This window comes from Burkholderia sp. Bp9090 (genome assembly GCF_003857985.1).
Lineage (GTDB): Bacteria > Pseudomonadota > Gammaproteobacteria > Burkholderiales > Burkholderiaceae > Burkholderia.
In genome coordinates this window covers 24,299-50,476 of sequence record NZ_QTPV01000047.1, presented here as the reverse complement: position 1 = coordinate 50,476, position 26,178 = coordinate 24,299, and the positions used below count along the sequence as shown (strand labels likewise).

Sequence of the window (26,178 nt, the reverse complement as noted above, 5' to 3'; positions counted from 1 at the left end):
AACGATGCAATTACCGATTCGCGCAGCGATCGCGCTGTCGCTCGGCATGTTCATGCTGGCCGGCTGCGGCGGAGAAGCCGACGACACGCCGGCGGCCGCACCCGGCGTATCCGTCGCCGACTATGTCGTGCCGCGCGTGCCGAGCTGCAGTCCGGGCGATGCGCTCGAGACCGCGCTGCAGGGGCAGGTGCCGGCCGCGCTTCGGCAGGCCGGCTTCGGCGGCTTCAACTGCAACCTGAAGCGCGTCGGCCAGGTGCAGGGCGAAGGCGCGTCGTGGTCCGCCGCGACGTATACCGACCGAAAAGGCCAGACCTGCTTCTACCACGCAACGATGGGCGCAAGCGCGCAGTTCAACAATCCCGACGCGCCGCCGCGCGTGAATCCCGGCGTGCCGGTGATCGACATCACCGATCCGGCGCAACCGATGCGGGTGAGTTCGCTGACGTCCACGTCGATGATCGATCCGTGGGAATCGCTGCGCGTGAACGTCGCGCGCGGAATTCTGGCCGCCGACAACGGACTGGGCGGCGCTGGCGGTCCGGAGATCGACCTGTACGACGTTGCTTCGGACTGCACACGGCCGCAGTTGCTGGCCAGCGTGCCGGTCGGCACCGGCACGGACGGCGGCGTCGTCGCGGCGACCGCGCCGCTGGGTCACGAAGGCGGATTCTCGCCGGACGGACTGACGTACTACGTCGGCGGGGCGTTCACGAAGTCCTATTACGCAATCGACCTGACCGTACCGACCCGGCCGAAGATGATCTCCGCCATCAGCCTCGCGGAGCTGGGCATGGGCTCGTTTTCGCACGGCCTGTCGGTGAGCGAGGACGGGACCCGCGCGTACTTCGTCGCGTCGGGGAACGGCGGCCCGGCGGTCGGCATGAGCGCACCGCCGCTGAACGACGCGAACGCGAGCGGCGACAACGGTTTCTTCGTCGTCGACACCAGCGAAGTACAGAGCCGGCGCCCGAATGCGCGGATGCACCGGATCGCGACGGTGCCGGTACGGGACGGCAGCATCGCACAACATACGATCTCGTTCTCGGTGGCGGGAAAACCGTATCTGATCGAAGTCGACGAGGGCGGGGCCGGCGGGATTCAGGATCCGGGTGCAACGGCCGTCAAGGCCGCATGCAATGCCGGCATGGCGCCGTTCCCGATGGGGCACATCTACGACATGTCCGACGAAGCGGCGCCGCGGCTGGTGTCGGAACTCCGGCTCGAAACGCACGCGATCGCGAACTGCAGCAAGGTCATTCCCGATGTCGTGGGCCTGAACACGTTCACGTACGGCGCGCACTACTGCAGTGTCGACAACCGGCAGAACGCGACCGCGCTCGCGTGCAGCTACTTCAATTCCGGCATTCGCGTCTTCGACATTCGCGACCCGTCGAAGCCGAAGGAGATCGCGTACTACAACCCGGCGTCCGCGAAGTCGCCGGGCGCGGGCTCCGCGCATCTCATGTTCGGCCAGTACCGCGCAGGCGGGCCGGACTGGTGCGCGGCGCGCCTCGATTTCGACTTCGACCGGCATCTGCTGACCACCGCGTGCCAGGACAACGGCATGCTGGTCCTGTCGTTCGAGAACGGCAGCTGGCCGTTCCCGCAAAGCACGAAAGCATCGGGGATCGGCAATTGACGCGCGTGAGCCGTTGCCTGCTGGCGTGCGCGATCGCACTCGCGATGCCGCTGACCTGTGCCGGCTTCGAGGCCGACGTGCATTTCGGCCTCACGCTGTGGCTGGCGCAGCAGGCCGGTTTCGCGCCGCGCGACGCGGAAGCGATCGCGCTCGCGGATCAGCGTATCGACGCGGGTTCGATCGAGTACATGACGTCGCCGCTGCAGTACGCGTGCCTGTCGCGGTTCGTCCCGGATGCCGTCGATGCGCAGGTCCGGCACTATCCGGGCGCGCGCAGCGCGCCGGCCGATGCGCAGGCCAGAACCGTCGTGCCCGGCGGGCAGGCCGCGCTGGCGCCGGTCGACGCGGCGCTCGGCAAGGCCGGCGGCGGCAAGGCCGCGTTCATGCTCGGCGAATTCGGCCGCGCACTCCATGCGTGGCAGGATTCGTGGGCCCATCGCGGCACGCCTTCCGTCCCGGCGTGGCATCGCGACGGGATCGAATGCGATGCCGGCCTGGCAATGGCGGCACCGCTCGATCAAGGCGCGCCGTCGAGTCATGCGGCGGAGCTCACCTGGCGTCGTTCCGCCGACGTGGAGGAAATGGCGAAAGCGACCTATCAGCAGATGATCAGGTATCCTAAGATCGATGGCGCAACCCGGCGTGCGACGCCGTGGGATCAGGTGCGGCCGCGGCTTGCCGGCTTCGTCGATGCGAGAACGAAGCGGGCCAAGTCGGACTGGTTCGTTGCGAACGGCGTCGCGGATACGTCGTTTCTCGACGGCATCAGCCTGCCGGACGGTCCCGTGTGGAAAGCCGTCAGATGGCACGGGCGGCGCGACCTGCCGCCGCCGCTGTCGCCGACGGTGCAGGCCGGCATCGATCGTGATCTCGTCGATTTCTACACGCGCTTTTTCAGCGACTGGGTCACGACGTCGCCGGTCGACACGCGCTGGCTGCCCGCTCTTTTCGCCGAACGCGGGCACCCGCCCGACGCTGCGCTGGTCAACGCGCTCGTCGGATGGCGACTGAGGGATCACGGTGCCTGTCTCGCGGCTGGCGGCGCGCAGCGTTCGGCAGCGCAGTCGTACGCTGCTGCGCGCAACCGGGCATCGTTCGAGGTGTTCAAGTCATTGAACGACGCCGTGCTGCCGCTGATCGTGGAAGGGGAAAAGCCGTCGCCGGTCCTGCCTTTCCTGGTGTTTCCGCTAGCGCGTTCGAGCGACGGAACCAAGCGTGCCGTGGCACTGATCAAGTTGCTCGACGCACCATACGACACCGTGGGTATCGTGTCGGAGAAGCGCGACGGTTCGGGCTGGAAGGTGACGGGATGGATTTCGTCTGCTGATTATTGAGCGGGAAGATCTTGAAATGCCGGAAGATATTGCATACGGCGCGGCGCGCGCGAGGAACCGCTTCGAAGGAGCTGCATCGGGCACGAAGAGGTGGCTGGCAGCGTCGCCTTTGTCGCTTGTCATGTTCATCATGCCGGCTGACGCGAGCGCGCATGCCTGGAACATTCCGTACTACTTACCGGTTCCGTTGTGGCTGTATGCGTATGCGGCCACCGGCACGCTGATGGTTTCGTTCATGATCCTGGCGTTTGCGTCCGGCACGCGTGTTCCCGATCCGGGATGGCATCCGGGAACACGCGTACACGCGCTGCGAATCCCGGCTGCGATCGTGAAAACAGGGCAAATCCTGAGTGCAGCATTCGTCGCGCTCCTGATCGTCGCTGGCATCGCGGGAACTGCGAACCCGTTCCTGAACCTCGCGATGTCGGGTTTCTGGCTCTGGTTCTATCTGGGTTCGGTCTATGCCAGCGCGATACTGGGCGACGTCTACGCATTGTCCAACCCGTTTGCGCTGCTGCTGCGAATCGCCGCGCGCCGTTTCCCTGCGATGGAACGCGGGCGCTATCGCTATCCGCCACGCCTCGCGTCATGGCCCGCGCTGGGCGGCTATATCGCGCTCATCGCGCTGGAACTGTTCGGGGCCGCACGGCCTCGGGATGCGAGCGTGTTTCTCATTGCGTATGCTGTGTACGCGCTGATCGGCGCATGGTGCTTCGGGCGCGAGCGGTGGCTCGTCCACTGCGATACGTTCGGCTTGCTGTGCAGGTTGTGCGCGAAACTGTCGCCGCTGAAATGGCGCACGACGGGCGGCCAGCGCGTGATCGTCGAACCGCGAAACCCGCTTGCCGACCTGTCGCGCGCACCGGCGGATACCAGCATCGTCGCGTTTCTGTCGTTCATGCTGTCGTCGACGGCCTACGACGGGTTGCGCGACACGGCTACGTGGAACGCGTTCTTCTGGCGCCGCATCTATCCGCACGTCGTCGATCTGCTTCCGTCGCTCGGGAAAAGCTATGCATGGTCCGCGGAGATCCTGCTGACGTGGCAATGGCTCGCGTTCGCGGCCGTCGGCGTCGCGTATTACCTGCTGTTCCGCGGGTGCTGCGCGCTGGGTGCGATCAGTTCGCGGTCGTCATCGGATGGGGCGGTCTTTTCGCAGCAGTTCTGTCTGATTTTGCTGCCGATCTCGTTCTTCTATAACGTCTGCCACTACTTCACGCTGTTCCGGGACCAGGGGCGGCAGATCGTCCGGCTTCTATCCGATCCGCTCGGGTTCGGCTGGACGCTGTTGCCGGTCGCGGCCGCGGATGATCAGGTGTCGGCTGCACAGGCGCTTATCAACGTCGGATACATCTGGCATGCGCAAGTCCTCCTGATTCTCGCCGGACATATCCTGAGTGTGATGCTTACGCACGCGATCGCGCTGCGCAGCGGCAATCCGGCCGGTCGCGCGATCGTCGGCCAGTTGCCGCTGCTGGCCTTGACGATCGCACTGACGATCAGCGGCCTGTGGATTCTGTCGCTTCCGTTGGCGTAACGGCCGCGGCACGCGGCTTGAGTTCGGACGGCGACACGCCCCAGCGCTTGCGGAACGTCGCCGAAAAGTGGCTCGCCGACGAGAAGCCGCAGTCGAGCGCGGCTTCCGTCACGTCGCAGCGGCCGTGCTCGATCAGGCGGCGGGCGGCTTGCAGGCGGCTTTCGATGATGTACTGATGCGGCGTCAGCCCGTTGGCCTTCCTGAAACTCCGGATGAACGAATAAAGATCGCCCGGGTAGCCGACCGCATCGGCCACTGTCGTCAGCGTCAGCGGGCTCTGGAAATTGTCCCGGATGTACTCGCCGGCCCGGCGCATCATCGCCTCGTGCGCATATTGCTTCGCGTGCGGCCGCGCTTCCAGATGCAGCATCCGGTGCAACGCGGCGGCCCCGAGTGCTTCCGCGTAGGTCGGGCCCTGCGGCATCCCCGCGACGGCGTCTTCGTGGAGGCTGCGGACGATCTGCGTGAGCAGGTCGTCGATCACGTCCATCCGCAGCGCCGCCGACGCGAACCACAGGTCGGACTGAAGCCCCGTTCGCGACAGCCAGGCCGAGTCGAAGTGAACACTGAGCCATTCGATTTCGCTGGACCATCGGCCGGAAAACGAGAATCCGGGCGGCGCATAGGCGAGCGGCCCGCGGATGCGCGTCGCTGCCCACCGGCCGCCGCTCGTGCGCAACTCGAGCGTCGTCGGTGCCTGCAGGTACATGCCGAGGATCGGGCCGGTCGTCTCCAGATCGACGACTTCGGTGGCGCCCGCGATGTAGTGCTCGATCGCGACGGCCGCGCGCGACGGGGCGACGGGCTGCCGTCTCCACTTCTGCGGCGGATGCCAGCTGACGCGGCTTCCGTTCGGCGCAATCGTGCAGACGTCCCTCATGGCTGGGCGGCTGACCACGCGTTCTCCTATCGTCTGATCTGGCGAGCGGTTCGCTCGAACGAACACACTGTAGGTCGCGATGCTTACTCGATTCTTACCTCGCGCCGCGCGTGCGTCGACGTCGCGATCGGCCGGCGGCACGCGATGTGCCGGCTGCTGCCGCGACGATCAGGTAGGGTCGGCTGCCGAGCGCAGCGCACGCACCAACTCGCTCGCCGCCTTGCCGAGCCCCGTGTGCTTCGGTCGCCGCAGATACACGGGCAGCGGCAGCCCGTTGCGGATGTTCGCGAACACGAGCGGCGCGAGTTCGCCGTCGGCGACATACCGGCCGATCAGCGATTCGGGCAGGTTCGCCCAACCGTGCCCGGCCTTCACGAGCGCGATCGCGGTCGCCATGTCGGTCACCTTCCACGTGCGGTTGCCGATTACTGGCCGCACATCGGTGAGCGGCCGTTCCGGGTCGGCGATCACGATCTGCCGGAACCCCGACAAGCGCTCGATCGCCTCGGGATGCGCGGCTTCGGCGATCGACGGATGACCGGGCGCGGCGACGGCGATCAGCGTCTCGGTCCACAGCGCGTGGATCTGTTCCTGCGGATGAAGATCGAGCCCGCCGTACGCGACGCAGAGATCGACGGCGCCGCGATGCAATGCGTCGACGATCGCGTCCTGTGGCGCGGTGACGATGCTGATCGCAAGCGCCGGATACTTCGCGGCGACGGCCGTCAGCGCACGCGCAACGGGCGCGCTGTCGAGCTCCGCGGCGAGGCCGAGCCGCAGCGTGTCCTCGACGCCTTCCGACAGATGCTGCGCATGCGCGCGCAGCGCCTGCAGCCGTTCGGCGATCGACCGTGCATCGGGCAGCAGCGCAGCCATCGCGGCGGTCGGCGTCGGCTCGCGCGTGCCGCGGTCGAACAGCACGAGGTCCAGCTCGGCCTCGAGATTCGCGATCGCCATGCTGACTGCCGAAGGCGTGCGGCCGAGCGCACGGGCGGCCGCCGAGAACGAGCCTTTGTCGATGACGGTCAGCAGCATGTCGATGTGGTCGCTGGTCAGCATGCGTGGCTTCCTGTCAGAAAAATTGAAAGGACCTGACTTTTGCCGGCGAAATGCCCGCTGTAGTCTCGCCACCTTGTTCGATATGAAGGTGGTGGGTCATGCAAGGTTGGAAGAGACGCATAGTCTACGTCGTGATGTTCGAGGTGCTCGGCATCCTCGTCGCGTCGTCGGTGCTCGGCATGCTGAGCGGCGCGAGCGCGACGTCGAGCGGCCTGCTCGGCATGATGATCTCGACGACGGGCGTCATCGTCAATTTTCTGTACAACCTGGGGTTCGAGGCGTGGGAGCGGCGGCGTGCGGAAACGACGCGCACCGTCGCGCGGCGCGTCGTGCATGCGATCGGTTTCCAGGTCGCGCTCGTGACGTTCCTGATTCCGCTGATCGCGTGGTGGCTCGGCGTGTCGCTGTGGCAGGCGTTCCTGTACGACGCCGTGCTGATCGTGTTCTTCCCGATCTTCACGTTCGCGTACAACTGGTCGTTCGACAGCGTGTTCGGGTTGCCGGATGCGGTGACGCGCAAGCCCGAACCGATCATCTGACGTGGAGGCGGGCGAAGCGATGCGGGGCAGCCCGTATCGCTTCGTTCAGGAAAGGGGCGGGAAGTGACGGGAAGTGACGGGCGGAGCGAATGCCGCCCGCGAGCGTTACGCGGCGACGAACTCGTGCACGTAGCGGTTGAACACGGCGGGGCTCGCCGTGTTCATCCCGTGCGATGCACCGGCGACGGTCTGCCGTTGTGCATCGCCGATCCACTGCGACAGCGTGTCGACGTTGTTGCGGAACATCTTCGGGCTGCGCTGGCCGTCGATCAGCAGCGTGCGGCACGCGATATCCGATGCCGTGTGCTGCGAATACGCGGGCAGCGGATCCTGCAGCTGCTTCGGCAGCGTGCTCGCGTTGTCGATCGCCATCGTGCGAAAGCGCGACGTGCTCTTCTTCCAGGCGCCGGGCAGGCTCACCGAGTCGACGAACATCTCGAGGCCGGCTTCCACTTCGCCTTGCCCGATCAGGTTCACGGCCTGCGTGCGCAGGGCGATCGCGGCGGCCGGCAGCGCGGCTTCGCGCACGCCCGGCTGTTGCAGCGGGCCGCCGGGATCGGCGAGCGTCAGCGTGTCGACGAGCTGCGGATGCTGGCGCGCGACGTTGAACGCGACGCTGCCGCCACGCGAGTGGCCGACGAGATGCACGGGGCCGAGATCGAGCGCGTCGATGAATTCGGCGAGCTCGTCGACGTGGTTCTGCCAGCTGAACTCGTCCTGGATGCCCGCCTCGACGGCCGGCCAGTAATGGCTCAGGCTCGGCGCGATGCAGCGGTAGTGGGCCGACAGCGACGCGAGTTGCGGATCCCAGTAACGGTAGTCGCACAACGATCCGTGCACGAACACCATCGGCGCGCCGCTGCCCCGCTCGACATACGGCAGGCTGATGCCTGACGAAAGCGTCGCAAATTGCAGGTCGGGGTTCGCGAGCACCGAAGGCTCGATTCGCATGTTCATGACTGAAAACTCAATGGGTGCGTCATCACGTCGCAACTATGCCTCACGGCAAGCTGCAAGGAAAACGCATAATTTTCATCGTGACGATCAATTTTATTGATGGCTCGGCTGAAAACCCTTGTCCGGCTGAGAGACAGCGAACGAGTCGAGTAACGGATCGGGTACGTTAATGTTCCGTCCCCGAATGTGCGAAGGTCTCGGCCGGTGCCATGAACAATGAGCCGGGCATCGACAATGACGAGTGAAAGCGGTGCCGAATCGAGCAACGCTTGCGGCGCGCCGGCGATGGTCATGACTTGGCCATGTTATTTAACATGGCCAAGTGATTTCACTTGGCCAAGCGAGTGCGATACGAAACCCCTGCCGAACCCGATGCTGGCGCGCGTGGCGCTTGATGCTTTCCGGGCGTTGTTCGAGAAAGCGAATGCGTGGCGCCTGATCCAGGAGACTGCGGCGCCCGATCGTAGCGGGGCCTCATTCTCGGCCATGAAAACGGCCAAACATATGTCGCGAGCCTCAAGACGTTCAATGAGGGGCGCGCCGATCGCGTGACCGCGCTTTTTGCTCAGGCGCTCCGCACCGCCAGCGCGGGCGCGGTCTGAAGCTCGACGGGAAGGTCGTTGTCGGCGGCGAACTGCATTGCGAAGTCGAACGCGTCGGCGCATACGTCGCGCAATTCGTCCGACACGAACAGGCATTTGGCGCCGCAGTCGACGACCGGCATCGCGAGCCGCGACAGTGCGCACGGATAGCCGGGCCGCCGCTCGCCTACGAACAGCGTGATGACACCCGCGAGGCGCTCAGGCCAGTCGCTCGGTCGGAAGGTTTTCCGCGCGCGGGTGACGCCGCGGATCAGGTGGCCGTCGATGCGGCCGCGTTCGGTGATGTCGATGCGATCCATGCTGTTCTGCGTATCCTCGTTCGCGTCATTCGCCGCCGTCGGCCGCCGCGTCGCCGCGCGCGGGAATCCGCAGGTTGCGCAGCTTGTGATAAAGCGTCTTCTTCGGCATGCCGAGCGCGACGCTCGCGTCCGCCACGTTGCCGTTGTGACGCCGCAGCATGTCTTCGATCAGCATCCGCTCGAAATACGCCATCTGCTCGGCAAGCGTGCCGCCGGCCGCCGGCGCGCCGCCGGACGACAGCAGGCTGTCGCCGGTCAACCCGAGCACGAAGCGATCGGCCACGTTCTGCAATTCGCGCACGTTGCCCGGCCATGCATGCGTCATCAGTTCGGACACCTGCGCAGCCGTGACGACCGGCGCTGGCTGCCCGAAGCGCCGTGCGGCCGCGAGCACGAAATGCTCGAACAGCAGCGGCACGTCCTCGCGCCGCTCGCGCAGCGGCGGCAGCTCGATCTGCGCGACGTTGAGCCGATACAGCAAGTCCGCGCGGAAGCGCCCGTCGGCCGCGAGTTCGGCGAGATCGGCCTTCGATGCGGCCACCACGCGGCAGTCGACCGGAATCAGCTCGTTCGCGCCGAGCCGCTCGACCACGCGCTCCTGCAGCACGCGCAACATCTTGATCTGCAGCGGAATCGGCATCGTCTCGATCTCGTCGAGGAACAGCGTGCCGCCGTGCGCCCATTCGATCTTGCCGATGCGCTTCTTGATCGCGCCGGTGAATGCGCCGGCCTCATGGCCGAACAGCTCGCTCTCGAACACCTGCTCGGGCAGGCCGCCGCAATTCAGCGCGACGAAATGGGCATCGCGCCGGCCGCCGAAGTCGTGCAGGCCGCGTGCGATCAGTTCCTTGCCGGTGCCCGTCTCGCCGGTGATCAGCACCGACACCGACGTATCGGCGAGCCGCAGGATCTTCTTGCGCACGTCGGCCATCGCGGGCGACTTGCCGAGCACGAACGCCTCGATGCCCTGCCAGTTGTTCAGCGCCGCGCGCAGCCCCTGCACCTCGAGCGTCAGGCGGCGCTTCTCGACCGCGCGCGCGACGCGGCCGGCGATCACGTCCGACGAGAACGGCTTCTCGATGAAATCGTACGCGCCGTCCTGCATCGCGCCGACGGCCGTCGAGATGTCCGCGTGGCCGCTGATCAGCACGACCGGGATCTGCGCATCGATGGCCATTACGCGGTCGAGCAGCTGCAGCCCGTCGATGCTGGGCATCCGCACGTCCGACACGATCACCAGCGGCGCGCCGGGCGCGACGTGCGCGAGCGCGTCGGCGGCCGAAGCGAATGCGTCGACCGGGAACCCGGCGAGCGCGACGGCCTGCTCGACGCCGATCCGGACGTTTTCATCGTCCTCGACGACCAGCACGCGAATCTCATCTTCCATGCTCTATCCTCTGTTGCGGCGTCGCCGCCGCGAATTCGATACTGAACTGCGCGCCGCCTTCGTCGCGGTTCGTCGCGGCGATCTTCGCGCCGAACGCCTCGACGATGCGCGACGTGATCGCGAGGCCGAGCCCGAGGCCCTGGCCGCGCGGCTTGGTCGTGACGAACGGCTCGAACAGGTGCGGCAGCACGTCGGGCGCGATGCCCGCGCCGCTGTCGGCCACCGAGAAGCGCACGCGGCCGTCGTCGTCCGGCCCGGCGGCTTCGATCACGATGCGCCGCACCGGCGCGTCGTGCACCGCGTCGAGCGCGTTGCCGAGCAGGTTCACGATCACCTGCTGCAACTGGCTCGATTCCGCGGACACCGTCGTGCCGGGCGCGATGTTCACGTCGAGCTGCACGCCTTCGTCGCGGATCCGCGCATCGTAGATGAGGCGCGCATGCGCGACGGCCTCGTTCAGCGACACCGCGACGCGCTCGACGTCGGGTTTGCGCGCGAAGGTCTTCAGCTCGCCGGTGAGCACGGCCATGCTGTCGACGAGCTTGCCGATCCGTTCGAGATTCGCATACGCCGGCGCCGGCTGGCCGCGCTCGAAGAACGTACGCGCGTTGTCGCACAGCGTGCGGATCGCGACGAGCGGCTGGTTCAGCTCGTGCGTGAGGCCCGCGGCCATCTGCCCGAGCACCGCGAGCTTGCCCGCGTGCACGACTTCCTGTTGTGAATCGCGCAGCCGCTGCTCGGTGCGCTCGCGCTCGACGATCTCGCGCTGCATCCGCTCGTTCGCCGCCGTCAGCGCGGCCGTGCGTTGCGCGACGGTCAGCTCGAGCCGGTCGTTCGCGCGGCGCAGCGCATCTTGCGCGTTCAGCCGCGCGACGATCGCCCGGCGCCGCTGGATCGCGTAGCCGGCCAGCAGCGCGGCGATCAGGAACGCGCCGGTGACGAACGCGAACGCGGTCTGCTGCTGGCGCCGCGCGCCGGCGATGTCGAGCAGCACCATCAGCGAATCACCGGCCTGCGGCGCGGGCCGCGACATCACGAGATAGCGCGTGCTGCGGCCGGCGTGACGCGGATCGGGGAACGTGCCGAACCATGCGGCGGCGCTGCGGTCGCCGAGGTGGCGGTAGGGCAGCATGTCGACCGTGCGGCCCGCGTATTGCCGCGACGCCTGGATGTCGCGCTGCTGCTGCGCGGTGATCGGGCGCAGCGCGGTGAACTTCCACGCCGGCTCGGTCGAGATCACGATCACGCCGTTGCCGTCGACCACCATCGCGGCGACGCCCGGCGCGCGCCACGCGGATTCGAGCGGGTCGACGCTGATCTTCACGGCCGCCGCGCCGATCGGCACGCCACCGTCGCGCACCGCGCTCGCGAAATAGACGCCCGGCACGCCGGTGTTGGTGCCGATCCCGAAGAAGCGGCCGCTGCCGTGCGCCAGGGCATCCTTGAAGTACGGCCGGTACGACACGTTGGTGCCGACGAAGCTGATCGTCTCGTTCCAGTTGCTGGCGGCGATCACTTCGCCCCGCAGGTCGATCACGTCGACGGCGCCGCTGCCGGCGTCGCGGTTCACGGCTTCGAGATACGTGTCCACCGTGTGCGCGAGCGCGGGCCGGTCTTGCGGAGCGGCCCGCAGCAGCGCGCGCACGCCGTCTTGCCGGGCGACCAGGCCGGGCAGGATCTCGAAGCGGCCGAGTTCGCTCTTGAGGCTCGACGCATACAGGTCGAGCCGGTGCGCGCCGGTTTCCTCGAGCGCGTCGATCGCGCGTTCCCACGCGAAATCGACCGCCGCGCCCGCCACGCCGACATACAGCACGGCGGCCGACGCCCAGCCCCACCACGGGATTCCCTTGAAGCCTTTCTGCACGTTCGCCCTCATCGATGCCCGCAACCGGTCGCTCGCAACCGGCCGTCCGCGACCGGCCGTCCCAAACGCCCCGCCACAACGACACGCGCCGCGCGCCGGCAAGGCCGGCGGCGGCGCGTGCGAAGCAGCCTGCGCGACGGTGCGCGCAGCGGCGCGTCATCCGAAATGCGCGACCAGGATCAGCGTCACGGTGACGACGATCGCGCCGCCGATGCGCGTGGCGATCTGCGCGAACGGCATCAGCTGCATCCGGTTCGCGGCGGTCAGGATCGCGACGTCGCCGGTGCCGCCTTGCCCGCTGTGGCAGGCGTTCACGATTGCGGTGTCGATAGGGTACATCTTCAGCAGGCGGCCGACCACGAAACCGGTGCCCATCAGCGTCGCGACGGTCGACACGATCGTGACGACGTTGACGATCGTGAAGGCGGCGGTCAGCTTGTCCCACGGCGTCATCGCGACGCCGATCGCGAACAGCAGCGGATACGTGACGGCGGTCGAGAAGAACTTGTAGACGACGAACGCGCCTTCCTGCAGCGGCGGCGACACCGCGCGCGCGAGCTTCACCAGCACCGCGAGGAACAGCATCGCGACCGGCGCGGGCAGGCCGAACAGCTTGTGCGCCATCAGGCCGACGAGGTACAGCGTGATCGCCGTGATGCCGGCGCCCGCGATGTGCGTGACGTCGACGTGGCCGCGGATCTCCTCGCTTTCCGGCGTCATGTCGCCGCTTTCGCCGACCTGCAGGCGACCGTTGCCGGTCAGGTGCGGCAGGCGCTTGCCGAGCATGTCGAGCGCGCCCGACAGGATGATCGCGGTCAGGCTGCCGAGCATCACCGGCGGCAGCACCATCGCGAACATCTCGCCCTGCGGCAGGTGCATCAGTTCCGAATAGCCGATCGACAGCGGAATCGCACCTTCGCCGACGCCGCCCGCCATGATCGGCACGACGATGTACAGCAGCGTGTGGCGCGCGCCGAGGCCGAGCGCGGTGCCGACCGCCGTGCCGACGATCGCGGCCGCGACCGAACCGGCGGCGAGCGGAATGAAGATCTTCACGAAGCCCTGGATCAGCACGCGCCGGTCCATGCTCAGGATGCTGCCGACGATGATCGACGCGATGAACAGGTACAGGAAGTTGGTCGACTTCGTGAACTCGACGGTGAGGTTCAGCACCGGCTTCGGCAGCACGTGGTAGTAGGTGAGCGCCGACGGCACGAAGGTCGCGAAGATCGCGGCCGCGCCGATGTTGCGCAAGAGCGGCAGGCGCTTGCCGAGTTCCGCGCAGGTGAAGCCGAAGAACGCGAGCACGGCGATCGCCATCGAGATCTCGCCGGGCACCTTGCCCGTCACCGCGAAGCCGACGATCAGCCCGAACAGGATCACGTAGACCGGCAGCGGGATGATGCCGATGCGGATTTCCATCAGCTTCCACCAGCCTTCCGGCCAGAAGCGTGTGCGCGTGGCGGGACCGGCTTCGGCAAGTGCCTCCGGACGGGATTGGGTGGGGATTGAGGTCTGCAAGACGTGTCTCCTGATGTTTGGAATGCCCGCATTGCTACGCGGCATCGTGTGGCGTCTCTTAATGCAACCCCCGTGCCAAGCATTCCGGCCTGCCGGAATATTTTTAGGGCATTGATTTATAAGGATTTTGTTTCGTCTGGGGAAAGAATGGCAACACCCGGGTGGCCGAGATTTCGGAATTCGCCCGGCGGGCAGGCCGAGATTTCGGCCCGATGGCCGGCGGGGCGGCCGCCCGCGCATCGGACGCGCGCCGTGGCGCCATATCGCCGCACGCGATTTTCTTCGCACAATCGCTTCGTAGACCGCCTTCCTGCCGCTCTCTATCATCGGCTGATCTTTTTCCGATGTGACGACGACTGTCCGGAGAACGCCCGCGCGTTCGCCGCGGCGCCGCTCATCCGTCGATACCGTCTTTGGACAGGAGAGTGGTTCCCATGCTGCATGCCGTTTTTTCCGCCCGCTTTTCCTCCGGCCGCGTGGCCCGCCTGCTGGCAGCCGCGCTGCTCGGCGTCCTGATGCTGAACGGCGCCCGTGCCGACACCGCGCCGCTGAAGGTCGGCATCTCGACGAGCCCGCAGATCGACGCGCTGAAGATTGCCGCGAAGGAGGCGAAGGAGCAGGGCCTCGACGTGAAGATCGTCGAGTTCACCGACTGGAACACGCCGAACGCGGCGCTCGCGAACAAGGACATCGACGTCAACTACTTCCAGCACATCCCGTTTCTCGAGAACGCGAAGAAGCAGGGCGGTTACAACTTCGTGTCGATCGCGCCGGGCACGATCATGAAGATCGGCCTCTACTCGAAGAAGGTGAAGCGCTTCGACGAGCTGAAGGACGGCGCGCGTGTCGCGATCGCGAACGACCCGGTGAACGGCGGGCGCGGGCTGCTGCTGCTGCAGCGCGCGGGCCTCATCACGCTGAAGCCGGGCGCCGACTACCGCGCGACGACGCACGACATCGTGTCCAACCCGAAACACCTGAAGATCATCCCGCTCGAAGCGTCGCAGCTCGCGCGCTCGCTCGATGACGTCGACCTCGCGCAGGGCTATCCGAGCTTCATCAAGCTCGCCGGCACGACCGACCCGAACAGCGCGCTGCTGTTCGACGGCACCGAGAACAAGAACTTCGCGATCCAGTGGGTCGTGCGGCCCGAGAGCGTGAACGACGCGCGCATCCGCAAGTTCATCGCGATCTACCAGCATTCGCCGGCGGTGCGCCGTGCGCTCGACAACGCGTTCGGCTCGCTGTACGCGATCGCGTGGTGACGGAGGCGACATGACGACGGCGAACCGCAAGAAGATCCTGCTCAACGCGTTCAACATGAACTGCGTCGGGCACATCAACCACGGGTTGTGGACGCATCCGCGCGACCGCTCCGCGCACTACACCGATCTGGACTACTGGGCCGATCTCGCGAGGACGCTCGAACGCGGCAAGTTCGACGGGATCTTTCTCGCGGACATCGTCGGCGTGTACGACGTGTTCGGCGGCGGCCCGGACGCCGCGCTGCGCGAATCGGTGCAGGTGCCCGTCAACGATCCGCTGCTGCTCGTGCCCGCGATGGCGCAGGTCACGCAACATCTCGGCTTCGGCGTGACCGCGAACCTGACCTACGAGCCGCCTTACCTGTTCGCGCGCCGCATGTCGACGCTCGATCACCTGACGAAGGGGCGCATCGGCTGGAACATCGTGACCGGCTATCTCGACAGCGCCGCGCGCGGGATGGGCCTCGCACAGCAGATCGGCCACGACGACCGCTACGAACGCGCGGACGACTACATGGACGTCGTCTACAAGCTGTGGGAACAGAGCTGGGACGACGACGCGGTGATCCGCGACACGCAGGCGCGCGTGTTCGCGCAGCCTGGCAAGGTGCGGCGCGTGAAGCACGACGGGCCGTTCTATTCGGTCGACGCGATCCACCTGAGCGAGCCGTCGCTGCAGCGCACGCCGGTGCTGTACCAGGCCGGCTCGTCCGCGCGCGGCGTCGAGTTCGCGGGGCGGCATGCGGAGTGCGTGTTCGTGAACGGGCAGAGCAAGGCCGCGGCGCGCGCGGCGGCGCTGGATATTCGCGCAGCCGCCGCGCGGCAGGGGCGCGATCCCGCATCGATCAAGATTTTCGCGGGCGTGAGCGTCGTGACCGCCGAAACCGAGCGGCTCGCGCGCGAGAAGTTCGACGAATACCGGCGCTATGCGAGCCCGGAAGCCGGCCTCGCGCATTTCGCGAGCTCGACCGGCATCGATTTCGCGAAGTACGGCCTCGACGAGCCGATTTCGTACGTGAAGACCGACTCGATCCAGTCGGCCGTCGACGCGATCTCGCGCAAGAGCACGACCGGCACGTGGACCGTGCGCCGGATGCTCGAACAGATGTCGCTCGGCGGCCGCTATGCGCCGATCGTCGGCTCGCCGTCGCAAGTCGCGGACGAACTGCAGTCGTGGATCGACGAAACGGGCATCGACGGTTTCAACCTGACGCGCACCGTGATGCCCGAGTCGTTCGAGGATTTCGTCGACTGGGTCGTGCCCGAGCTGCAGAACCGCGGCATCTACAAGGAAGACTACGATCCCGCGCCGACGCTGCGCGAGAAGCTGTTCGGCGCCGGCGCGCGGCTGCCCGCGTGGCACACGGGCGCGCAGCACCGGCCGGCCGCCGTGCCGGCGCCCGAACCCGGGCATCCCGCGCATGCATGAACGTGACGGAGCGAAGCGATGACGCAATTGTTCGACACGCTGGGTTTCATCGAGGCATCGGCCGTGCGCGCCGGTGCGGGTGCGGACGTGCATGAGGTGCATGACGCGCATGATTCGCGTAACGCAGCGGCCGCGCGGGCCGACGGCGCCGCCGCCGTGTCGTTCGCACACGTCGGCAAGGTGTTCGCGACGCCGCGCGGCCAGGCCGCCGCGCTGCGCGACGTGACGCTCGACGTGCGGCGCGGCGAGGTGTTCGGCATCATCGGCCGCAGCGGTGCCGGCAAGTCGACGCTGCTGCGGCTCGTGAACGGCCTCGAACGTCCGAGTTCGGGCAGCGTGCGCGTGCAGGGCGTCGACGTCGGCACGCTCGACGAGGACGGGCTCGTCGCGCTGCGGCGTCGCACCGGCATGGTGTTCCAGCATTTCAACCTGCTGTCGGCGAAGACGGTGTTCGAGAACGTCGCGCTGCCGCTGAAGATCGCCGGCGTGCCGAAGGCCGAGCGCACGCGCAAGGCCGAGGCGCTGCTCGATCTCGTCGGGCTGGCCGCGAAACGCGACGCGTATCCGGCGAGCCTGTCGGGCGGCCAGAAGCAGCGCGTCGGCATCGCGCGGGCGCTGGTGCACGACCCGGAGGTGCTGCTGTGCGACGAGGCGACGTCGGCGCTCGACCCCGAGACGACGCAATCGATCCTCGCGCTGCTCGCCGACATCAACCGCCGCCTCGGACTGACGATCGTGCTGATCACGCACGAGATGGAAGTGATCCGCGCGGTGTGCGACACGGTCGCGGTGATCGAACAGGGCGAGGTCGTCGAAACGGGCCCGGTGTGGCGCGTGTTCGGCGATCCGCGCCACGGCGCGACGCGTGCCCTGCTCAGCACGCTCGTGCACGACCTGCCGGCCGAACTCGCCGCGCGCGTGCAGCCGTTGCCCGAGCTGGCCGCGCTGCCCGACGGCGCGCAAGTCGTGCTGGACGTCCGTTATACGGGCGAAAGCAGCGGCGAGCCGGACGTCGGCGCGCTCGCGGCGGCGCTCGGCGGCTCGGTGCGCTTCCTGCACGGCGGGATCGAGCGCATTCAGGGGCATGCGCAGGGGCGCCTCGTGATCGCGGCGTCGCCGCGCGCGGACGACGCCGGCCACCCGCCGGCACGCGGCGGCGCGGTCGCCGCGTTGCTCGAGCGCGCGCGCCGCCACGCGAATCATGCGGAGGTGCTCGGCTATGTTTGAACTCTGGTGGCCCGAACTGCTCGACGCGATCCGCGACACGCTGTCGATGGTCGCCGCGTCGGCCGCGATCGCCGCGCTGATCGGCATCCCGCTCGCGGTGATCCTGGTGACGACCGCGCCCGGCGGCATTTACGCGCGGCGTGGCCTGAACGCGGTGCTCGGCGCGCTCGTCAACGTGTTCCGCTCGACACCGTTCATCATCCTGCTCGTCGCGCTCCTGCCGTTCACGCGCGTGCTGATCGGCACGACGATCGGCGTGTGGGCGGCCGTCGTGCCGCTGTCGATCGCGGCGATTCCATTCTTCGCGCGGATTGCGGAAGTGAGCCTGCGCGAAGTCGATCGCGGGCTGATCGAGGCCGCGCTCGCGATGGGCGCGAAACGCCGCCACATCGTGTGGCACGTGCTGTTGCCGGAGGCGTTGCCCGGCATGCTCGGCGGTTTCACGATCACCGTCGTCGCGCTGATCGGCTCGACCGCGATGGCGGGCGCAGTCGGCGCGGGCGGGCTCGGCGATCTCGCGATCCGTTATGGCTATCAGCGTTTCGACACCACCGTCATGGTGACCGTGATCGTGATCCTGATCGCACTCGTTTCGGCCGTGCAAATCACGGGCGACCGCCTGGTCCGACGCGTGACCCGGCGTACCTGAGCGGCGCCACGAGCGCCGGCTCTTTTCATTGAGACCCTGAGAGAACGATACCCATGACCTTGCCCATCGGCGCGCCGCGCGAATGGAACGGACAATTCGAGGAAGCCCTGTTTCTGGACGTCGCACGACGCCATCGCCCCGGCTTCCCTGACAAACTGGCGACGCCGCCGCGCGAGCCGCACGGCGCGGACGAGCTCGCCGCCGTCGCCGACTACTACACGAAGATGGCGTCGCACGACCTGTTCATCGTGCAGGTCGTCGCGAAGGCGATCGACACGCTGTTTCGCGATGACCCGCATTTCCAGCTGATCCTGTCGCGCCAGCTCGGCGACGACGGCGCGCACGCGGTGATCGGGCGCGAGCGCGTGACCGAACTGACGGGCCGCGATCCGCTGTCGGAGGTCGAGCGGCTCGTCGCCGCGCACTGGGAACGCATCGGCGACATCGCGGTACGCGACGTCGCGGGCTTTCTCGCGTTCGAATGGCATTACGAGTTGCACATCCTCGCGAAGCTGTGGATCCAGCGCAAGACCGGCCGCATCGCCGACGGCGCGATGCGCGAGCACGGCGAGAACCGGATCCGTCCGGACGAGGAGTGGCATCGCGTGCAGATCGTCCAGTGGTGGTTCGACACGTTGAACGCGCTGCCGCCCGCCGAGCGCGACGCGCTGATCGACCGCGTGATCGCGGCCGACGAGGAAACCCAGGCGCGGCTCGACGGCTATCTGCATGACGAATACGCGCACACCGCGCACGTGTTCGGTGCGGATATCGCCGAATACCGCGCGATCTACGACGACTGGCGGCGCGAGATCCTGTCGCGGCTGACCGGCCGCCGGCTCGGCGCGCTGGTGCCGTTGTCGGGCGAAATCGTTGCGCACGAAACCGTTGCACAGGAAGCCGTCGCATGAACGATCCCCGCGGCCCGGCGACGCTGGCGCCGGAAACCGACGCACGCGCGCTCGACGCCGATGCGCTGGCGCGTGCGATCGACGCGCTGCGTGCGACGGCTGCCGAGCGCGACCGCGCGGGCGGTCACGCGGCCGACGAAAAGCAGCGGCTCGCCGACGCGGGCCTGCTGACGCTCGCGGTGCCGCGCGAATTCGGCGGACAGGAAGCCGAGTGGCCGGCGATCTACGACACGATCCGGCGGATCGCGCGCGTCGACAGCGCGCTCGCGCATCTGGTCGGGTTCCAGATCCTGCAGGTGGTGAGCGTCGACGTGTGGGGCAGCGCGGCGCAGCGCGAACGCTATCTGCGCGGCACGGTCGAGCATCGCTGGTGGTGGGGCAATGCGGTCAATCCGCTCGACACGCGGCTCGCGGCGACCGCGACGCCGGACGGCGGCTACCGGCTCGACGGCGTGAAGGGCTTCTGTTCGGGCACGCGCGGCTCGCAGCGGATGACCGTGTCCGCGCACGATCCGGAAACGGGCCGCGCCGTGTTCGGCGTGGTGCCGACCGATCGTGACGGGATCACGGTCAACGAGGACTGGGATCCGATCGGCCAGCGCCAGACCGACAGCGGCAGCGTGCGCTTCGACGGTGTGACGCTCGCGCCGGACGAGGTGCTGCACCGCTCCGAGACACCGCCGACGCCACGCGCGACGCTGCGCACGCTGGTGTCGCAGCTCGTGCTGACGAATCTGTTCGTCGGGCTCGCGGAAGGCGCGCTGGCCGAGGCGCGCGACTACGTGCTGAAGCACGGCCGGCCGTGGATCAACGCGGGTGTCGCGCAGGCGAGCGACGATCCCTATACGCTGCAGCGCTTCGGCGACATGCGCGTGCAGGCGGTCGCGGCGGCGGCGCTCGCCGACCGCGCGGCCGTCGCGTTGCAGCGCGCATGGTCGCGGCATGACGCGCTGACGGCCGACGAACGGGCCGAGGTGGCACTCGCGGTGTCGGATGCGAAGATCGTCGCGCAGCGCGCGGCGCTCGAGAACGGCGAGGCGCTGTTCGACACGTGCGGCGCACGTGCGACGGCTGCATCGCTCGGCCTCGACCGCTTCTGGCGCAACGCGCGCACGCATACGCTGCACGATCCGCTCGACTATCGGCTGCGCGACGTCGGCCGGTTCGCGCTGACGGGGGAACTGCCGCTGGCGTCGCTTTATACGTAGCGTCGGCAAACCGTCCGGCGTCGCCATGCCGCTCGGTGTGGCTTGCCGGCGATAGCCGACGCCCGCGCCCGCGTCCTTGCGGGACTTCGGCATTTCTGCGCGAACCGTGCAATCACCATTCCGCTGCGCTCGCACCCGGCCGCCAGCCGGTGATGGCGCAGCGCATTCAGTCGGTACGACCCGGGAAGATCGCGTAAACCTTCCCCGAAGGCGCCTGTACGACCGACGCACCATCGGCGATCGGTCCCGTGTTTTTGTCGACCGCGTGCTGGCGCCCGGGTGTCCTGAAGCGCCACGCACCGGGGTAGTCTTCGCGCAGCCCGCGCACCCCGAACGTGACTTCGGTGCCGGCCGGGTAGGCGATGTTACCGACGCTCGCCGCACGCGCCAGCGTCGCGTAGTCGAACGCGAGAACGGTGCGTTCCCGATCGAGTCGCAGTTCGGGGTGACGCAGCGGTAGCGATGACAATTCGAACACGTCGCCTTCCGCGACCCTGATCTCCCAATAGTCGTTGTCGCGCATGCCGTCCCCATAGGTGGTGGTGCTTCTCATGACGCGCGACCCGGCGGGTACGACACCGCCGGCCACGCGATTGCCGTCGGCCAGGTGGCATGACCAGAGCGTCCTGGTCCGCGCATCGTTGCGCAGCACGATCTTCAGCGGCGCTTTCGAATCGCAGGTCCAACCATCGATCGTCCGGGGCCCGGTGGTGGTGAGCGTCAGTGCGGTGAGGGTGGCGAGGTCCCGGTCGTTGCGCGGCGCTTCATCGTCGAATTCCGTCCCGACCGTCAGCGCGACGGCCGCAATGCCGTAGACATCGACCGCGTGCGGAAACTCGACTGTCTCGATCGAGTTCATGTCGCCGGCAGTCGAGAGCGACAGCCGCGTGCCGGGCGGCATGTCGATGCCCAGCAGACGCTCGCTCTTCACGAGCGCGGGATGCTTCGCGGCCTCTTCCTTCCTGATGTTCGCCTCGGCCTGCAGCCCGATCGCCACCATCGCGACGACGAAGCTGCTCGTCACGCACAGGGCGGCGAAGATGGCGGTGGAGCGTCGCCGGTATACACGAAACGATCGTCGTGCAGGCGGAAACAGCACCAGCGCAACGATCCAGAGCACGACAGAGACGGCCGCCAGAAACGAAATGCCGAGAACGATGAAGAAGGTGCCGGAGAAAATCGGAGCGGGAATCATGAGACAGGCGAACGACCGAGCGGAATCATTGTTGGAATGGCCGCGGTAGACCGGGGCGTGCCGGCATCGTCAAGTGAAGGGTGCCGCCGCCGGCGTGGCCCGGGTGGCGAACGACATTTCAGGATCTTGTACGAACGGACGTCATTGTAGTGTTCTGACGCCTGATCCGAAGGCAGCGGTGCGCACACCGTTGCCTTTCCGCCTGCCTAGATCGGCAGACGCACCGTCTGCTTGATGCGCTTCAGCGGAATCTCGGTTTCGACGTTGCGTACGCCTTCGATCTGCGTGAGCGTCTCCATCTGAAAGCGCTGATAGTCGTCGAGATCCTTCGCGATGACGCGCAGCAGATAGTCGTAGCTGCCGGCCATCAGATGGCATTCGAGCACTTCCGGCGCCTGCTCCATCTCGCGCGCGAAGCGCTCGACGGTCGTCTTGTCCTGGCGTTCCAGCGTGACGCGCACGAAGGCCGTGAACCGCAGCTCGACGGCCGCCGGGTTCAGCAGGGCGACGTACGCGTCGATCACGCCCTGTTCCTCCAGCAGGTGAACGCGGCGCAGGCAGGGCGTGGGCGAGAGGCCGGCCTGCTGCGCGAGTTCGGCGTTCGTCTGGTTCGAGTTCCGTTGCAGCGCACGCAGAATGCGCCGATCGATGGCATCCAGCTTGATTGGCATTTTTGACTACCGATAAAGTCGATATTGGAGAATAACGCCAAATCGTGCCGCGAAAGTAGCCGACTTCGCAGCCATTCTCCACGGCAAGTTGCCGATAATCCGATGACTGCCCGGCTCATCGGACGCGCGCGATTCCCGCCCGTCCCGCCTGGCGCCGCTTTCAGGAGAGTTCCGATGCCGCACGTAGCCTGGTTGCCGTTCATGGCCACTTCCCTTCTGATCATTCTGACGCCGGGCCAGGACATGGTGCTCGTGATGTCGCGCACGCTATCCGGCGGCACGCGGGCGGGCCTCGTGACCGCGGCGGGCGTCAGCGTCGGGCTGCTCGTGCATACGATGCTCGCGACGCTCGGGCTGGGTGCGCTTCTTCAGGCATCCGAATGGCTGTTCACTGCATTGAAGATGATCGGCGCGCTGTATCTGCTGTACCTCGGCATCACGCTGCTGCGTTCGTCGGGCGAGCTGACGCTCGCGAGCGGTCGCGACGCGCCGGCGTCCGGGTTGCGCACGTTCGCGCAAGGCGCGCTGTCCAACGTGTCGAATCCGAAGGTCGCGCTGTTCTATCTCGCGTTCCTGCCGCAGTTCGTCCCCGCGGGCGCCGCGCATCCGATGCTGTCGCTGTTCGTGCTCGGCACGACGTTTGCCGGCCTGACGTTTCTCGTCAAGGGGCCGGTCGCGCTGTTCGCCGGCCTGCTGTCGACGTCGATCCGGCGCAATCCGCGCATCCTGACCCGCATGCACCGGGCGAGCGGCGCGGTCCTGCTCGGGTTGGGCGTGAAGCTGGCGTTCGAGCGTCGTTGACGATGCTCACTGCGCCGGCAACGCGTCCGCCAGCGCGCGCATCGCGTCCGCCGTCTCCGGATTCGCCGGGAAAAACGCCTCGATCGCGAGTTCCGACAGCGTGACGTCGACCGGCGTGCCGAACACCGTCGTCGTGCTGAAGAACGTCAGTTCGCCGGCTGCCGTGCGTAGCCGCAGCGGCACCGCGATGTCCGCGTAGTCGGCGCGTGCCTGCGTGTCGGCGGGCTGGCCGGCCGGTGCCGGATAGTTCGCGAGTTCGTCGCGCAGCGCATGCAGCGTGCGGTCGCCGCTCGCGTCGATCTGCCGTTGCAGCCGGTGCAGGATATGCGCGCGCCACTCGTGCCAGTTGACGATCCGCGGCGCGAGGCCGTCGGGATGCAGGCTCAGCCGCAACACGTTGACGGGCGGCCGCAGGAGCGCCGGATCGGCCTGCGCGACCAGCGCGCCGAGCATCCGGTTCGCGGCGAGCAGCGTCCAGTGGCGATCCACGGCGAGCGCCGGGTAGGGCTCGTGGCCGCGCAGCACAGCTTCGACCGCCTGGCGCGCCGCATCGAGCTGCGGATCGGAGAACGGCCGCTCGCGAAACAGCGGCGCATAGCCGGCCGCGACGAGCAGCGCATTGCGCTCGCGCAGCGGCACGTCGAGGCGCTCGGCGAGATGCAGCACCATCTCCCGGCTCGGCTGCGCGCGCCCCGATTCGACGAAGCTCAGGTGCCGCGCGGACACCTCGGCCTCCAGCGCGAGCGCCATCTGGCTCAGGCGGCGGCGTTGACGCCAGGTGCGCAGCAGCGAGCCGATGCCAGACGCGCGGCCGGCGGACGGGGGCAGCGATTGGAGGGTGGCGGTCGAGTTCATGACGAAGATGATAGGCAATCCCGCGCGCGCCGGGCATTACCTGCGAGGTAAGCATTCCGGATCGGTGTGCAGCGCCGATGCTGCCCGCTGCCTGCGCCCGATGGGCAACTCGATCGACGAATCGGGGAACCGGCCGCTCGGCAGTTGCGCGAGCACGTACGCCCGGCTGAGCGCCGGGAAGATCCGGCCCGTCGTCACCGGATCATGCCGAACGCCTTGCGGATCGGCATGCCGGTGACCGACGGCGTCGTGCGGTCCGCATCGTTGAGCGTCGTGACGACGGACAGCGGCGCCCGGATCCAGTAGCGCACGGCGGTGCGGCACGCGCGCTGCCGGCGAGTTTGATCGGAAGATCTCTAGAGGTGCGCCGACTGAATGCTTAATATATGTCGTCGTATGACATGAGCCAAAACTTACCTGCAACGAGGGCGTGCGCACACCTCGGGTTTTCCCTTCGGACGGCCGAAGGAGAGGCAAGAATTTCCTGCTTGTGCCGAATGGATAAGGGTTTGTGGCCTGCGGTCGAGTAACTGTGGCGCGACGGGAATATCGCCATGTCGTCAGCAGACATCATATCTGTTGGGCTACAATGAGCGAACCATTCCCGAACCACGGAGCACACCCATGCAACTGACTGGAGAGATGCTGATCGGCGCCGACGCGGTGGCCGGCTCGGCCGGTACCCTGCGCGCGTTCGACCCGACGAAGGGCGCGCCGATCGATGCGCCGGCCTTCGGCGTCGCGACGCAGGCCGATGTCGAGCGCGCGTGCGAACTCGCGCGCGACGCCTTCGACGCGTATCGCACGCAGCCGCTCGCGGCCCGCGCGGCGTTTCTCGAGGCGATCGCCGACGAAATCGTCGCACTCGGCGACGCGCTGGTCGAACGCGCGCACGCCGAAACGGGCCTGCCCGTCGCGCGGCTGCAGGGCGAGCGCGGCCGCACCGTCGGCCAGCTCCGGCTGTTCGCGCGCGTCGTGCGCGACGGGCGCTTCCTCGCCGCGTCGATCGATCCCGCGCAGCCCGCGCGCACGCCGCTGCCGCGCTCGGACCTGCGGTTGCAGAAGGTCGGGCTCGGGCCCGTCGCCGTGTTCGGCGCGAGCAACTTCCCGCTCGCGTTCTCGGTGGCCGGCGGCGATACCGCGTCGGCACTCGCGGCCGGCTGCCCGGTGATCGTGAAGGCCCATGAGGCGCACCTCGGCACGTCCGAGCTGGTCGGCCGCGCGATCCGCGCGGCGGTGGCGAAATGCGGGATGCCGGCCGGCGTGTTCTCGCTGCTGATCGGCCCCGGCCGCGTGATCGGCGCGGCGCTCGTCAGCCATCCGGCGATCCAGGCCGTCGGCTTCACCGGGTCGCGGCAGGGCGGCATGGCGCTCGTGCAGCTCGCGAACGCGCGCCCGCAACCGATTCCCGTCTATGCGGAAATGAGCAGCATCAACCCGGTCGTGCTGTTTCCGGCCGCGCTGGCCGCGCGCGGCGACGCGATCGCGACCGGCTTCGTCGATTCGCTGACGCTCGGCACCGGCCAGTTCTGCACGAACCCGGGTCTCGTGCTGGCGGTCGACGGCCCCGATCTCGATCGCTTCGAGTCCGTCGCCGCACAGGCGCTCGCGAAGAAGCCGGCCGGCGTGATGCTGACGCGCGGCATCGCCGACGCGTATCGCAGCGGCCGCGGCAAGCTGGCCGAACTGCCGGGCGTGCGCGAAATCGGCGCGGGCGAGGCGGCGCAGACCGAATGCCAGGCAGGCGGCGCGCTGTACGAAGTCGCCGCGCAGGCGTTCCTGGCCGAACCGGCGTTCGGCCACGAGGTGTTCGGGCCGGCGTCGCTGATCGTGCGCTGCCGCGATCTCGACGAAGTCGCGCGCGTGCTCGACGCGCTGGAGGGCCAGCTGACGGCCACGCTGCAACTGGACGCCGACGACAAGCCGCTCGCGCGCCGCCTGCTGCCGATCCTCGAACGCAAGGCCGGGCGCCTGCTCGTCAACGGCTACCCGACCGGCGTCGAGGTGTGCGATGCGATGGTGCACGGCGGGCCGTTCCCGGCGACGTCGAACCCGGCCGTCACGTCGGTCGGCGCGACCGCGATCGACCGTTTCCTGCGGCCCGTGTGCTACCAGGACTTCCCGGACGACCTGCTGCCCGAAGGGCTGCAGGAAAGCAATCCGCTCGACATTCCGCGGCTGCGGGACGGGAAGGCGGAGTGAAGGCGCAGGACGACTGAAGGCCGCGTCCCGGGAGGGGCGCGTTCCGGCAAGGTTGAAACAAGGCGGCGCACGGTGCCCACGGGTACCCCGCCGCCTTTTTGATGGAGGGCCGGTTTTGCTCGATTAGAGAGCGGGGGGCATCGAATG

The 26,178-nt window shown here is 67.8% G+C and carries 23 protein-coding genes and 1 pseudogene; 12 read left to right on the top strand and 12 right to left on the bottom strand.

From position 1 onward, the window contains the following. The first annotated feature begins 4 nt into the window (after positions 1 to 4). The 3 genes from DIE16_RS30455 to DIE16_RS30445 all read left to right on the top strand — a co-directional run bounded on the left by DIE16_RS30455 (position 5) and on the right by DIE16_RS30445 (position 4,510). Positions 5 to 1,639: an LVIVD repeat-containing protein gene (locus DIE16_RS30455; RefSeq protein WP_124530222.1), complete on the top strand. Its 1,635-nt coding sequence runs from the start codon at positions 5 to 7 to the stop codon at positions 1,637 to 1,639. A gap of 5 nt (positions 1,640 to 1,644) precedes the next feature. Further along, complete coding sequence (locus DIE16_RS30450) at positions 1,645 to 2,973, top strand: DUF6765 family protein (protein WP_260434481.1); 1,329 nt, start codon at positions 1,645 to 1,647, stop codon at positions 2,971 to 2,973. A 130-nt stretch (positions 2,974 to 3,103) separates the two neighbouring features. After that, a complete protein-coding gene (locus tag DIE16_RS30445; RefSeq protein WP_260434480.1) occupies positions 3,104 to 4,510 on the top strand; it encodes a hypothetical protein in 1,407 nt (468 codons plus the stop codon). Here the strand turns inward: DIE16_RS30445 and DIE16_RS30440 are convergent. Continuing rightward, positions 4,473 to 5,390, bottom strand: coding sequence for an AraC family transcriptional regulator (locus DIE16_RS30440; RefSeq protein ID WP_124530220.1), 918 nt, complete (start codon positions 5,388 to 5,390; stop codon positions 4,473 to 4,475). The genes DIE16_RS30445 and DIE16_RS30440 overlap by 38 nt on opposite strands. Positions 5,391 to 5,558: 168 nt before the next feature. Beyond that, positions 5,559 to 6,449 carry a LysR family transcriptional regulator gene (locus DIE16_RS30435; RefSeq protein ID WP_124530219.1) on the bottom strand — a complete coding sequence of 297 codons (891 nt, stop codon included), beginning with the start codon at positions 6,447 to 6,449 and terminating at the stop codon, positions 5,559 to 5,561. Positions 6,450 to 6,547: 98 nt separating this feature from the next. Between DIE16_RS30435 and DIE16_RS30430 the strand changes: the two genes are divergently transcribed. After that, positions 6,548 to 6,988, top strand: coding sequence for a PACE efflux transporter (locus DIE16_RS30430; RefSeq protein WP_124530218.1), 441 nt, complete (start codon positions 6,548 to 6,550; stop codon positions 6,986 to 6,988). Between the two features lie 105 nt (positions 6,989 to 7,093). Here DIE16_RS30430 and DIE16_RS30425 read toward each other — a convergent pair whose 3' ends face one another. The 6 genes from DIE16_RS30425 to DIE16_RS30395 all read right to left on the bottom strand — a co-directional run bounded on the left by DIE16_RS30425 (position 7,094) and on the right by DIE16_RS30395 (position 13,618). Further along, positions 7,094 to 7,945, bottom strand: a complete 852-nt coding sequence (locus DIE16_RS30425) for an alpha/beta fold hydrolase (protein ID WP_124530217.1) — start codon at positions 7,943 to 7,945, stop codon at positions 7,094 to 7,096. Beyond that, on the bottom strand, positions 7,942 to 8,238 hold the full coding sequence (locus DIE16_RS30420) for a hypothetical protein (protein WP_124489338.1): 297 nt from the start codon (positions 8,236 to 8,238) through the stop codon (positions 7,942 to 7,944). Before DIE16_RS30420 ends, DIE16_RS30425 begins: the two co-directional genes overlap by 4 nt. A gap of 272 nt (positions 8,239 to 8,510) precedes the next feature. Next, positions 8,511 to 8,846: a DUF3579 domain-containing protein gene (locus DIE16_RS30410; RefSeq protein ID WP_124894015.1), complete on the bottom strand. Its 336-nt coding sequence runs from the start codon at positions 8,844 to 8,846 to the stop codon at positions 8,511 to 8,513. A 25-nt stretch (positions 8,847 to 8,871) separates the two neighbouring features. Beyond that, positions 8,872 to 10,233: a sigma-54 dependent transcriptional regulator gene (locus DIE16_RS30405; protein WP_124894014.1), complete on the bottom strand. Its 1,362-nt coding sequence runs from the start codon at positions 10,231 to 10,233 to the stop codon at positions 8,872 to 8,874. After that, complete coding sequence (locus DIE16_RS30400) at positions 10,223 to 12,109, bottom strand: ATP-binding protein (RefSeq protein WP_124894013.1); 1,887 nt, start codon at positions 12,107 to 12,109, stop codon at positions 10,223 to 10,225. The genes DIE16_RS30405 and DIE16_RS30400 overlap by 11 nt, the downstream gene beginning before the upstream one ends. A gap of 144 nt (positions 12,110 to 12,253) precedes the next feature. Then, positions 12,254 to 13,618 (bottom strand): 2-hydroxycarboxylate transporter family protein, encoded by a 1,365-nt coding sequence (locus DIE16_RS30395; protein WP_124523783.1) that lies wholly within the window; start codon positions 13,616 to 13,618, stop codon positions 12,254 to 12,256. 434 nt (positions 13,619 to 14,052) lie between these two features. On the opposite strand from DIE16_RS30395, the gene DIE16_RS30390 reads away from it, so the two are divergent. From DIE16_RS30390 to DIE16_RS30365, 6 genes are read left to right on the top strand one after another with little or no spacing between them, the layout of a single operon-like run. Beyond that, positions 14,053 to 14,883: a MetQ/NlpA family ABC transporter substrate-binding protein gene (locus DIE16_RS30390; RefSeq protein ID WP_124489343.1), complete on the top strand. Its 831-nt coding sequence runs from the start codon at positions 14,053 to 14,055 to the stop codon at positions 14,881 to 14,883. 10 nt (positions 14,884 to 14,893) lie between these two features. After that, positions 14,894 to 16,312, top strand: a complete 1,419-nt coding sequence (locus tag DIE16_RS30385; RefSeq protein WP_124489344.1) for an LLM class flavin-dependent oxidoreductase — start codon at positions 14,894 to 14,896, stop codon at positions 16,310 to 16,312. A gap of 18 nt (positions 16,313 to 16,330) precedes the next feature. Continuing rightward, a complete protein-coding gene (locus DIE16_RS30380; protein WP_124489345.1) occupies positions 16,331 to 17,539 on the top strand; it encodes a methionine ABC transporter ATP-binding protein in 1,209 nt (402 codons plus the stop codon). Continuing rightward, positions 17,532 to 18,188, top strand: coding sequence for a methionine ABC transporter permease (locus tag DIE16_RS30375; protein ID WP_044845749.1), 657 nt, complete (start codon positions 17,532 to 17,534; stop codon positions 18,186 to 18,188). The genes DIE16_RS30380 and DIE16_RS30375 overlap by 8 nt, the downstream gene beginning before the upstream one ends. A gap of 53 nt (positions 18,189 to 18,241) precedes the next feature. Then, positions 18,242 to 19,099 carry a hypothetical protein gene (locus tag DIE16_RS30370; protein ID WP_124894012.1) on the top strand — a complete coding sequence of 286 codons (858 nt, stop codon included), beginning with the start codon at positions 18,242 to 18,244 and terminating at the stop codon, positions 19,097 to 19,099. Continuing rightward, positions 19,096 to 20,307: an acyl-CoA dehydrogenase family protein gene (locus tag DIE16_RS30365; protein WP_185735534.1), complete on the top strand. Its 1,212-nt coding sequence runs from the start codon at positions 19,096 to 19,098 to the stop codon at positions 20,305 to 20,307. The genes DIE16_RS30370 and DIE16_RS30365 overlap by 4 nt, the downstream gene beginning before the upstream one ends. Positions 20,308 to 20,473: 166 nt before the next feature. Here the strand turns inward: DIE16_RS30365 and DIE16_RS30360 are convergent, their stop codons facing one another. Beyond that, positions 20,474 to 21,502 (bottom strand): hypothetical protein, encoded by a 1,029-nt coding sequence (locus DIE16_RS30360; RefSeq protein WP_124894011.1) that lies wholly within the window; start codon positions 21,500 to 21,502, stop codon positions 20,474 to 20,476. A 206-nt stretch (positions 21,503 to 21,708) separates the two neighbouring features. Further along, entirely contained in the window at positions 21,709 to 22,173 is a 465-nt protein-coding gene (locus DIE16_RS30355) for an Lrp/AsnC family transcriptional regulator (protein ID WP_044845745.1), read from the bottom strand. Between the two features lie 174 nt (positions 22,174 to 22,347). Here DIE16_RS30355 and DIE16_RS30350 point away from each other — a divergent pair, with 174 nt between their 5' ends. Beyond that, a complete protein-coding gene (locus tag DIE16_RS30350; protein ID WP_044845744.1) occupies positions 22,348 to 22,974 on the top strand; it encodes a LysE family translocator in 627 nt (208 codons plus the stop codon). Positions 22,975 to 22,980: 6 nt separating this feature from the next. Here DIE16_RS30350 and DIE16_RS30345 read toward each other — a convergent pair whose 3' ends face one another. Both DIE16_RS30345 and DIE16_RS30340 read right to left on the bottom strand, forming a co-directional pair. Continuing rightward, the gene (locus DIE16_RS30345) at positions 22,981 to 23,829 is read right to left on the bottom strand and encodes a helix-turn-helix domain-containing protein (protein WP_124489348.1); all 849 of its coding nucleotides are present in this window, start codon (positions 23,827 to 23,829) and stop codon (positions 22,981 to 22,983) included. Between the two features lie 132 nt (positions 23,830 to 23,961). Beyond that, a pseudogene (locus tag DIE16_RS30340) lies at positions 23,962 to 24,175 on the bottom strand (MFS transporter); the annotation flags it as partial. A gap of 278 nt (positions 24,176 to 24,453) precedes the next feature. On the opposite strand from DIE16_RS30340, the gene DIE16_RS30335 reads away from it, so the two are divergent. After that, complete coding sequence (locus DIE16_RS30335; RefSeq protein WP_124894010.1) at positions 24,454 to 26,031, top strand: aldehyde dehydrogenase (NADP(+)); 1,578 nt, start codon at positions 24,454 to 24,456, stop codon at positions 26,029 to 26,031. Positions 26,032 to 26,178: the final 147 nt, after the last annotated feature.